This window comes from Streptomyces sp. NPDC046866 (assembly GCF_040704625.1).
Taxonomy (GTDB): Bacteria; Actinomycetota; Actinomycetes; order Streptomycetales; family Streptomycetaceae; genus Streptomyces.
The window spans coordinates 198,828-208,615 of record NZ_JBEYXN010000012.1; the positions used below are offsets into that span (position 1 = coordinate 198,828).

Genomic DNA, 9,788 nt, shown 5'->3' on the forward strand with positions numbered 1-9,788 from the left:
CCGTACGCGGGTGGGGGGGCGGGGTCTGCTGGGGCGGGCCCCGCCCTTGCGCGTTCAGGGGTGGTCGACGAGGGGGCGGATGTGGACGGCGGGGCGGGGGCGGGCGGGTTCGCGGTGTTCGAGGCCGAAGGTGGTGAAGGCGGTGCGGGTGGGTTCGGGGTAGGGGTTCCGGGCGGTGAGGGTGTTGAGGATGGCGGCGCTGCGCCAGGCGGCGAGGCCGAGGTCGGGGGCGCCGACGCCGTGGGTGTGGCGTTCGCCGTTCTGGACGAAAATGCTGCCGGTGATGCCGGGGTCGGTGACCATGCGGTGGCGTTCGTCGATGCGGGGGCGGCCCGAGGAGTCCTTGCGCAGGTACGGGTCGAGGCCGGCGAGGAGCCGGGTGAGGGGGCGTTCCCGGTAGCCGGTGGCGAGGACGACGGCGTCGGTGGTGAGGCGGGAGCGGGCGTTCTGGTCGGCGTGTTCGAGGTGGAGTTCGACCTTGGTGGTGGCGACGCGGCCGGCGGTGCGGACGGTGACGCCGGGGGTCAGGACGGCGTCGGGCCAGCCGCCGTGGAGGGTGCGGGTGTAGAGCTCGTGGTGGATGGCGGCGATGGTGTCGGCGTCGATGCCCTTGTGGAGCTGCCATTGCGCGGGGACGAGCCGGTCGCGGACGGGTTCGGGCAGGGAGTGGAAGTAGCGGGTGTAGTCGGGGGTGAAGTGTTCGAGGCCGAGCTTGCTGTACTCCATGGGGGCGAAGGAGGGGGTGCGGGCGAGCCAGGTCAGGCGTTCGCGGCCGGCGGGGCGGGCGCGCAGGAGGTCGAGGAAGATCTCCGCGCCGGACTGGCCGGATCCGATGACGGTGACGTGGTCGGCGCCGAGGATGCGGGCGCGGTGGTCGAGGTAGTCGGCGGAGTGGATGACGGGGACGGTGGGGGCCTCGACGAGGGGGCGCAGGGGTTCGGGGACGTACGGGGCGGTGCCGATGCCGAGGACGAGGTGGCGGGTGTGGGTGCGGCCGAGGGCTTCGGCTTCGCCGCCGGGGTCGAGCTGGGTGAAGTCGACTTCGAAGAGGTCGTGTTCGTGGTTCCAGCGGACGGCGTCGACCTGGTGGCCGAAGTGGAGTCCGGGGAGGCGGTCGGCGACCCAGCGGCAGTAGGCGTCGTACTCGGCGCGCTGGATGTGGAACTGCTGGGCGAAGTAGAAGGGGTAGAGGCGTTCCTTGTCCTTGAGGTAGTTGAGGAAGCTCCAGGGGCTGGCGGGGTCGGCGAGGGTGACGAGGTCGGCGAGGAAGGGGACCTGGAGGGTGGTCCCGTCGATCAGGAGCCCGGGGTGCCAGCGGAAGGTGCGGCGTTCGTCGTAGAAGGCGGTGTCCAGGGGGCCGGCGCCGTGGGCGGGCAGGCCGTGGGCGAGGGCGGCGAGGGAGAGGTTGAAGGGGCCGATGCCGATTCCGACGAGGTCGTGGGGTGCATCGAGGGGGGCGGTCATCGGCGGTCGCTGCCTTCCAGGAGGGTGACGAGGGTGTCCAGGTCCTGAGGGGTGGTGTGCGGGTTGAGGAGGGTGGCCTTGAGCCAGAGGCGGCCGTCGGCGGTGGCGCGGCCGAGGACGGCGTGGCCGGTGTGCAGGAGGGTGCGGCGCAGGTCGGCGAGGGTTTTGTCGTCGGCGTCGGTGGGGCGGAAGAGGACGGTGGTGAGGGTGGGTGGGGCGTGGAGTTCGAAGGCGGGGTGGGCGTCGAGGCGGGCGGCGAGGTGGCGGGCGAGGTCGCAGGTGCGGTCGATGAGGTGGGCGAGGCCGTCGCGGCCGAGGGCGCGCAGGGTGGCGGCGATCTTGAAGGCGTCGGGGCGGCGGGTGGTGCGCAGGGAGCGGCCGAGGAGGTCGGGGAGGCCCGCTTCGGTGTCGTCGGCGGCGTTGAGGTAGTCGGCGCGGTGGGCGAGGGGGGCCAGGAGGCGGGTGTCGGGGACGGCGAGGAGGCCGGCGGCGACGGGCTGCCAGCCGAGTTTGTGCAGGTCGACGGTGAGGGATTGGGCGCGGTGGAGGCCGGCCAGGCGCGGGCGGTGGCGGGGGCTGAGGGCGAGGAGGCCGCCGTAGGCGGCGTCGATGTGGAGCTCCGCGCCGTGCGCCGCGCAGAGGTCGGCGATGGCGTCGAGGGGGTCGATGAGGCCGGCGTCGGTGGTGCCGGCGGTGGCGGTGACGAGGGTGGGGCCGGGGGTGGCGGCGAGGGCTTCTGCGAGGCGGGCGGGGTCGAGGACGCCGGCCGGGGTGGGCAGGGCGGTGGCGGGGGGCAGTCCGAGGAGCCAGGCCGCGCGGGGGACGGAGTGGTGGGCGTTGGCGCCGTGCAGGACGGTGAGGGCGGGGCCGTGGGCTTCGCGGGCGAGGAGGACGGCGAGCTGGTTGGCTTCGGTGCCGCCGGTGGTGACGAGGGCGTCGGGGGCGGGTCCGTCCGGGTAGAACTCGGCGGCCAGGCCCCGGGTGACGAGGGCTTCGATCGCCGAGGCGGCGGGGGCCTGGTCCCAGGAGTCGAGGGAGGGGTTCAGGGCGCTCGCGGCGAGCTCGGCGGCGGTGGCGACGGCGAGGGGCGGGCCGTGCAGGTGGGCTGCGCACAGCGGCTCGGCGGGGTCGGCGGCGCCTTCGGCGAGGGTGCGGACGAGGGTGCGCAGGGCTTCGTGCGCGCCGGTGCCGTGGGCGGGGAGTACGTCGCCGAGCGCGGCGGTGACGCGGGCGGTGACGGTGTCGGGGCCGCCGGCGGGGAGCGGGCCGCCGCGGGCGGCGGCCCCGGTGGCGAGGGCGTCGAGGACGGTGTCCAGGAGGGGGCGCAGGGCGTCGGCGCCGGTGCGGCCGCCGGCGAGCGGGGGCGGCGGGGGCGGCGGGGGCGGGGCGGTCATGGTGTCCTCGGGGTGGGTCGGTGGCGGGGCCGGCCCTGTTGTGCGGGGCACCTGGCGGCGGGTGCGGTCGGCCGCGGTGGCGGCCGGGCACCCGCCGGGTACAACGACCCGACCCCGAACGGGGTAACCGCCGCCGGGGCTGCCGTCCGAGGGTGTCCGGGGGCGCGGCGTGCGAGGGGTCCGCTGCGCGGAGCCGGCTCCCCCGCCCCGCCCCTTCCCGAAACGTGCTCAATCGCCGGCGGGGCTGATTTGAGCCCGCGCGGCGTTTGAGCGCACCGGGCGCGCAGCGCCCTGGGGGTCCCCCCCCCGGACGGAGTCTGGGGGAGGGTCCGGGCGGAGCCCGGTTCGGGAAGGGGCGGGGAGGGGACAGGCTCCGCGCAGCGGAACAGCGGCAGCGGCGCCGGGTCAGGCGGTGGGCTGGTTCGGCGTGCGGATGCGCAGGGCGCGGGCGAGGTCGTCCAGCTGGTCGACGAGCCCCCGGCGCAGCCGCGGGGTCAGGTCGGGGTCGGCGAGGCAGGCCCGCCCGGCTTCGAGGTGCCCGGGGTCGATGGCGTACGCGGGGAACGCGTGGCGGGCCGCGGCTTCGGCGATGGCCGGGCCCCGCCGGGTGGCGAGGGCGGTGGCCTCGGGGTAGAAGCGGGGCACGTAGTCCCGTACGAGGTCGGCCTGTTCGGGCTGCCAGAAGCCCTGGGCGGTGGCGGTGAAGAGGTAGTTGGAGAGGCTGTCGTCGTGGAACAGGCGGGCCCAGGCGGCGGCCTTGGCCTCGGCGGTGGGCAGCGCGGCGCGGCAGCGGGCGGCGCCTTCCTCGCCGGTGGCGCTGGGGTCGGCGGCCAGGGCGGCGTCGATGTCGCGCTCGCCGACGGCGCCGAGGGCGCTGAGGCGGGCGAGGATGCGCCAGCGCAGCTCGGGGTCGAGTTCGGGGCCGCCGGGGACGGTGTCCTCGTCCAGCCAGGCGGTGAGGGTGTCGGGCTGGGTGGCGCTGTCGATGAGGGCCCGTACGGCGGCGAGCCGCATGCCGGGGTCGGTGCCGTCCTCGGTGCGGCGCAGCAGGGCGCGGGCGGTGGCGCTGAGGGTGGTGAGGGCAACGGTGCGTTCGCCGGGGGCGAGGTAGCGGTCGGCGATGTGGCGGCGGGCGAAGGCCAGGACGCCCTGGACGACGGCGAGGTCGGGCTCGTCGGGCAGGTGGGCTTCGGCGGTGGCGAGGTAGGCGGCGGGTTCGAGTTCGCCGTCGCGGACCATGTCGCGCAGGGAGTTCCAGACGACGGCGCGGGTGAGCGGGTCGGGGATGGCGGACAGGCTGCGCAGGGCGGTTTCGACGGAGGTGTCGTCGAGGCGGACCTTGGCGTAGCCGAGGTCGCCGTCGTTGAGGACGAGGAGGGCGGGGCGGGGGCCGTCGGCGGAGAGGACCTCGTCGGAGGGGACGTCGAGGGTGACGGGGCGGCGGGCGGCGAGGGTGCCGTCGGCGTCGCGGTCGTAGAGGCCGACGGCGATGTGGTGGGGACGGGTGCCCTTGTGGTCGACGGTGAGGGTCCAGCCGCCGTGGTCCTCCTCGATGCGGGGGGTGAGGGTGTCGACTCCGGTGGTGCGCAGCCAGGCGTCGGCCCAGGCGTGGACGTCGCGGTCGGTGTGGGCGGCGAGGGAGTCGACGAAGTCGGCGAGGGAGGCGTTGGCGAACTTGTGGCGGGCGAAGTGGGTGTTGATGCCGGCGAGGAAGTCCTTCTCGCCGAGCCAGGCGACGAGCTGGCGCAGGGCGGAGGCGCCCTTGGCGTAGGAGATGCCGTCGAAGTTGAGGAGGGCGGAGGCGGTGTCGGGGACGGCTTCGGCGTCGGGGGCGACGGGGTGGGTGGAGGGGCGCTGGTCGGCGTCGTATCCCCAGGGCTTGCGCTCCATGCCGAATTCGGTCCAGGTGCCGGTGAAGCGGGTGGCTTCGGCGAGGGTCTGGTAGCCCATGTACTCGGCGAAGGACTCGTTGAGCCAGATGTCGTCCCACCAGCGGAGGGTGACGAGGTCGCCGAACCACATGTGGGCCATCTCGTGGGCGATGACCATGCCGCGGCGCTGGCGTTCGGAGTCGGTGACGGCGGAGCGGAAGACGAATTCGTCGCGGAAGGTGACCAGGCCGGGGTTCTCCATGGCGCCGGCGTTGAACTCGGGGACGAAGGCCTGGTCGTAGGAGTCGAAGGGGTAGGGCTCGGTGAACTTCTCGTGGTAGCGGTCGTAGCAGGCGGTGGTGAGGGAGAGGATTTCGTCGGCGTCGGCGTCGAGGTGGGGGGCGAGGGACTTGCGGCAGTGGATGCCGAAGGGCAGGCCGGCGTGCTCGGTGCGGATGCTGTGCCAGGGGCCTGCGGCGACGGCGGCGAGGTAGGTGGAGATGACGGGGGTGGGGGCGGAGGTCCAGATGCCGGCGGCGGCACTGTCGCCGGTGGCGGGGCGGGTGCCGGTGCGGTGGGTGATGCCGTTGGCGAGGACGGTCCAGTGGGCGGGGGCGGTGACGGTGAAGGCGAAGACGGCCTTGAGGTCGGGCTGGTCGAAGGCCGCGAAGACGCGCTGGACGTCGTCCATGAACATCTGGGTGTAGACGTACGTCTCGCCGTCCGCGGGGTCGGTGAAGCGGTGCAGGCCTTCACCGGTGCGGGAGTAGCGCATGCGGGTGTCGACGCGCAGCTCGTGGGGGCCCTCGGTGAGGCCGGTGAGCGGGAGCCGGTTGCCGGTGAGGGCGGCCGGGTCGAGGGGGTGGCCGTCGAGGTGGGCGGAGCGCAGTTCGTCCGGTTTCAGCTCCACGAAGGTGTCGCCGGCGGTGCGGGCGGCGAACCGGATGACGGTGGTGGAGTCGAAGGTGTCGTCGCCGCCGGTGAGGTCGAGGGTGACCGCGTAGTGGTGGACGTCGAGGAGCCGGGCTCGGGTGTGCGCTTCGTTGCGCGTCAGTGCGGACATGGGCCCATGCTGCCCGAAGGGTGGGCCCGGGCCCTTCAGTCTTCGCGCGCAGCGATCGTCTCGTGGTGGCGGATGACCTCGGCAATGATGAAGTTGAGGAGCTTCTCGGCGAACGCGGGGTCGAGTTTGGCGTTCTCGGCGAGCTGGCGCAGACGGGCGATCTGGCTGGCCTCGCGCTGGGGGTCGGCGGGGGGCAGGTGGTGCTTGGCCTTCAGGTGGCCTACCTGCTGCGTGCACTTGAAGCGTTCGGCGAGCATGTGGACCACGGCGGCGTCGATGTTGTCGATGCTGTCGCGCAGGCGGGCGAGTTCTGCGGTGACGTTCTCGTCGGGGGCGTCGGGGTGGCTGTTGTTCATGGTGGTTGAGCTTACGTGGGAGGCGGGGGGCTGGGAGGGGGCAGCCGTCCTGTGAGACGCCATGAGCCATTTCCGGCCGCCCCGCCACCCCGACTCCACCCGCCCCGCTACCCCGACTCCACCCGCCCCGCCGCCCCGCCCCGGCCGCCACGAGCCGGTCCCCCGCCCCGGCCGCCACGAGCCGGTCCCGCCTCGGGGCCGCCGGGCCCGCCCTGGCCGTGGCCCGGCTCCACCCCGGTCCCGCCTGAGCCTTGGCCCGCCCTGGTCCCGCTCTACGGGCCTCTCTGGCCCGGGCACGCCGTGGTCCGGGCCCGCCGTGGTCCGGGCCCGCTGTGTCCGGGCCCGGTCCGCCCGCCGGATCTCTCCCGGGATCACAGGCGCGGGGTCCTCCCGCCCGCGCCGCGGGCGCCGTCCTCCTCCCCCCCGGCCGCGGCCGCGGCAGCCTCCGCGGCGTCCGCTGTCGCCCCGCCTCGCGGCTCGGGCTTCCTCGGGGGCCGGGACCGGTCAACCGGGGGCGTGGGGGTGGCGTCCTTCAGGGCGGGGGCGGATGCTTCGGCTTGGAGCGCCGCGTGGACGTGCCCGTCGAGGCCGAAGGTGGTGGCGATCACGATGCGAGGGGTGTGGTGGCCGGAGCGGCTCTTGGCCCCGGCGGTCCCGCCGTCGGCGGGTCACGGTGGCGCCGCCGCACCGCCACTACCGCCTGCTCGGACACACGGCCGCCAAAGGGCGGCAGGCCCGGCCCCGGACCGCCTGCCGAGCCGGGTACCAGTGTCGGAGCGGGTGCCTGGCTTGCGGCCGGACCGGGTGCTGAACCGAGTGCCGGCCAGCATGTCGGACCGGGTGCCGGGCCCTATGTCGGACCAAGCGCCGATGCCAGAGCTGGTACCGCACCCGGTATCGAGCCGGGGGCCGGACACGGGGCGCAGGCCGGTATCGAGCTTGGTGCCGGATCCCGTGTCCAGGCCGGTGCCGGACCGGGGGCCGGGCCCAACGCCGGACCAAGCGCCGCGGCCGATGCCGGCCCGGAAGCCGAACACAGGGCTCAGGCCGGCACCCAGGCCCGGGCCAGACCCCGTTTCGAAGCCGGACCGGGGGCCCGGCCCAACGGCGGAGCAACCGCCGGGGCAGGGGCCTGCTCAGGAGCCGAACACCGGCCTGAGGCCGGTGGCGAGCCCGGAGCCCGACCCCATGTCCAGCCCGGACGGGGTGCCGGGTCCAAGGGCGGACCGAGCGCCGGAGCCGGTGCGAGGGCTGGGGCAGGCCAAGGAGCCGACCACCGGGCCGGTGGCGAGCCCGGGGCCCGGCCCCGTGTCCCGGCCAGGCCGGGCTCCCGGCCCGGGGTCGGGCCGGGAGCCGGGGCCGGGGTCGGGCCGGGAGCCGGGGCCGGGGTCGGGCCGGGAGCCGGGGTCGGGCCGGGGGCCGGGTGGCGGGCGCCGGACGGTCGCGAGTTCGGCGCCGGAGCGGGTGTCCAGGCCGGACCGGGGGCTGGCTCCGATGCCCCGGCCCGGGTCCGGGGCGGCTGGGGAGCCGGCGTCGGCCCGAGGTCAGGGTTTCGGGCTCGGGCGGTGGTCAGAGGGTGGCTGCGGCCGCCTTGATGTCCGCGGCGAAGGTGGACACCTCGGTGTAGACGCCCGGGTAGCCGGCCCGTGCGCAGCCCTCGCCCCAGCTGACGATGCCGACCTGGATCCAGGCGTTGGTGTCGTCGCGGCGGAACATGGGGCCGCCGGAGTCGCCCTGGCAGGTGTCGACGCCGCCCTGGTCGTAGCCGGCGCAGATCTCCTCGGCGGGGACGAGGGAGCTGCCGTACGCGCTCTGGCAGGCGGCGTCGGAGACGAAGGGGACGGTGGCCTTGAGCAGGTAGCGCTGCTGGCCGCCGCCTTCGCGGGCGGCGCCCCAGCCGGCGACGGTGAAGGTGCCGTTGTCGTAGGCCTTGGTGTCCGCGATCTTGAGCGTGGGCAGGTTGACCGGCTTGGCGAGCTTGATCAGGGCCCAGTCCTTGCCCTGTCCGTTGTAGCCGGGGGCCTGGAGGACCTTGGTGGACTTGACCTTGATGGCGCTGGAGCTCTGGAGGTCGACGACTCCGGCGGTGGCGGTGATGGAGGTGTTGCTGCCGGAGCCGTTCACGCAGTGGGCGGCGGTGAGGACGATCTGCTGAGTGTAGAGGGCGCCGCCGCAGCCCATGGAGAGCCGGACCATGAAGGGGAACTCGCCCTGCGCGGCGCGCGTGCCGCCGACGACGGGGGCGGGGGCGGCGCCCGCGCTGCCGGGCTGGAGGCTGACGGCGGCGAGGGCGACGGCGCCGACGGCGAGGGCGCGCTTGAGGAGGGTGCCAAGGGTGGACACGGTCAACACACTGCCTTTCGTGGGGGGTTGGGCGGTGCATCGCGTCATCGGGTGAATGACTCGACTGACTTGTACATGTCATACCCGTGCCTGACGGGGGCTCAAGAACTCCTTTTCGGACAACCTGGCGCCGCCTGCCGTACGAGGGGGCGTGCGCGGTGAGGCGCCCGTCCGCCCGACGCCGGGGCGGGCCCGGGCCGGGGCCCGTCGAGCACGGCTTCCCGCACCTGGCGACCGTCCGCGCCGCGATCCCCGCCCTGCTGCGGCGGCTGCCGCCCGACGGGCTGCGCTCCTACGCCGCGCCGCTCTCCCCCGCCGACGCCGCCTTCACCGCCGCCGACGACCTCCACCTCGGCGCGCACCGCGTGGCCTCGGCGGTCGCGGCCGCCCTGCGGCTGCCCGACGCCAGGATGGTGGTCGCGTTCCGCGACATGCCGGAGGCGGCCACCGTCGAACTCGCCGCGGGCCCCGAGTACTTCGTCGAGGTCAACGACCGCTTCCGCACCCACCGCCGTGATCTGGCGGCCGCCCTGGCCCACGAGGCCACGCACGTCCTGCTGCACCGGCTGGGCCTGCGCTTCCCCGACACCGCCGGCAACGAGCTCCTCACCGACACCGCCGCCGCCTACCTGGGTGTCGGCTGGCTGCTCCTGGACGCCTACCGCGAGGACCGCCACAGCAGCCAGAAGCTCGGCTACCTCACCCCGGAGGAGTTCGGCTACGTCCTCGGCAAGCGCGCCCTGCTGCTCGGCGAGGACCTGTCCGCCTGGTTCACCGGCCCGCAGGCGTACGAGGCCTACGTGCGCGGGCGCGCGCTCGCGGAGCGGGACCTGCGCCGGGCCCCGCTCGCCGCCGCGGACCGCGCGCAGCGGCGCCGCTACCTGCACGACCGCGCCGCCGGGGCCGCCTCGCCCGGGGCCGGATACCGCTTCGAGCGGGACGGCGGCGGGCGGCTGCGGGTGAGCTTCTGCTGCCCGGTGTGCGAACAGCGGCTCCGCGTACCGGTCGCAGGACCCCTGCGGGCCCGGTGCGGACTGTGCCGCACGGTCCTGGACTGCGACACGTAGCAACTCGCGGCAGGAGCGCGGTTGAGCCGGTGGCCGGGGTGGGTAGTGATACCCCATCGCAGCGATGCCGGGCCGGTCCCGACCCCTCGCCAGGGGGCCGGGGCCGTTTCGCGTCCCGGCGGCCGGGGGCGTCTAGGCCGTCTCTTCCGGATCTTGCCTGACCCGCGCCGCCCGGCACCGCACCTCGCCGCGTTGGCGGTGCACCCGAGTACGTCCAGTACAAGGGCGCC

At 75.2% G+C, this 9,788-nt stretch carries 7 protein-coding genes; 1 reads left to right on the forward strand and 6 read right to left on the reverse strand.

Going from position 1 to position 9,788, the window contains the following annotated elements; genetic code table 11:
* Positions 1-54: 54 nt before the first annotated feature.
* The 6 genes from AB0953_RS19830 to AB0953_RS19855 form a co-directional block, all read right to left on the reverse strand.
* Positions 55-1,464, reverse strand: coding sequence for a SidA/IucD/PvdA family monooxygenase (locus AB0953_RS19830; protein ID WP_366860786.1), 1,410 nt, complete (start codon positions 1,462-1,464; stop codon positions 55-57).
* On the reverse strand, positions 1,461-2,858 hold the full coding sequence (locus AB0953_RS19835; protein ID WP_366860787.1) for an aminotransferase class V-fold PLP-dependent enzyme: 1,398 nt from the start codon (positions 2,856-2,858) through the stop codon (positions 1,461-1,463). Before AB0953_RS19835 ends, AB0953_RS19830 begins: the two co-directional genes overlap by 4 nt.
* 405 nt (positions 2,859-3,263) lie before the next feature.
* Entirely contained in the window at positions 3,264-5,792 is a 2,529-nt protein-coding gene (gene pepN, locus AB0953_RS19840; RefSeq protein WP_366860788.1) for an aminopeptidase N, read from the reverse strand.
* Between the two features lie 35 nt (positions 5,793-5,827).
* A complete protein-coding gene (locus AB0953_RS19845) occupies positions 5,828-6,148 on the reverse strand; it encodes a chorismate mutase (RefSeq protein ID WP_366860789.1) in 321 nt (106 codons plus the stop codon).
* Positions 6,149-6,519: 371 nt separating this feature from the next.
* A complete protein-coding gene (locus tag AB0953_RS19850) occupies positions 6,520-6,756 on the reverse strand; it encodes a hypothetical protein (RefSeq protein ID WP_366860790.1) in 237 nt (78 codons plus the stop codon).
* A 961-nt stretch (positions 6,757-7,717) separates the two neighbouring features.
* Positions 7,718-8,500: a serine protease gene (locus tag AB0953_RS19855; protein WP_366860791.1), complete on the reverse strand. Its 783-nt coding sequence runs from the start codon at positions 8,498-8,500 to the stop codon at positions 7,718-7,720.
* Positions 8,501-8,649: 149 nt separating this feature from the next.
* Here AB0953_RS19855 and AB0953_RS19860 point away from each other — a divergent pair, with 149 nt between their 5' ends.
* Positions 8,650-9,558 carry a hypothetical protein gene (locus AB0953_RS19860; RefSeq protein WP_366860792.1) on the forward strand — a complete coding sequence of 303 codons (909 nt, stop codon included), beginning with the start codon at positions 8,650-8,652 and terminating at the stop codon, positions 9,556-9,558.
* The last annotated feature ends 230 nt before the right edge of the window (positions 9,559-9,788 follow it).

Excerpts from the sequence above, each read along its gene's own strand:
- AB0953_RS19830 (WP_366860786.1), bottom strand. The coding sequence starts at position 1,464 with ATGACCGCCCCCCTCGATGCACCCCACGACCTCGTCGGAATCGGCATC.
- AB0953_RS19835 (WP_366860787.1), bottom strand. The coding sequence starts at position 2,858 with ATGACCGCCCCGCCCCCGCCGCCCCCGCCGCCCCCGCTCGCCGGCGGC.
- pepN (WP_366860788.1), bottom strand. The coding sequence starts at position 5,792 with ATGTCCGCACTGACGCGCAACGAAGCGCACACCCGAGCCCGGCTCCTC.
- AB0953_RS19845 (WP_366860789.1), bottom strand. The coding sequence starts at position 6,148 with ATGAACAACAGCCACCCCGACGCCCCCGACGAGAACGTCACCGCAGAA.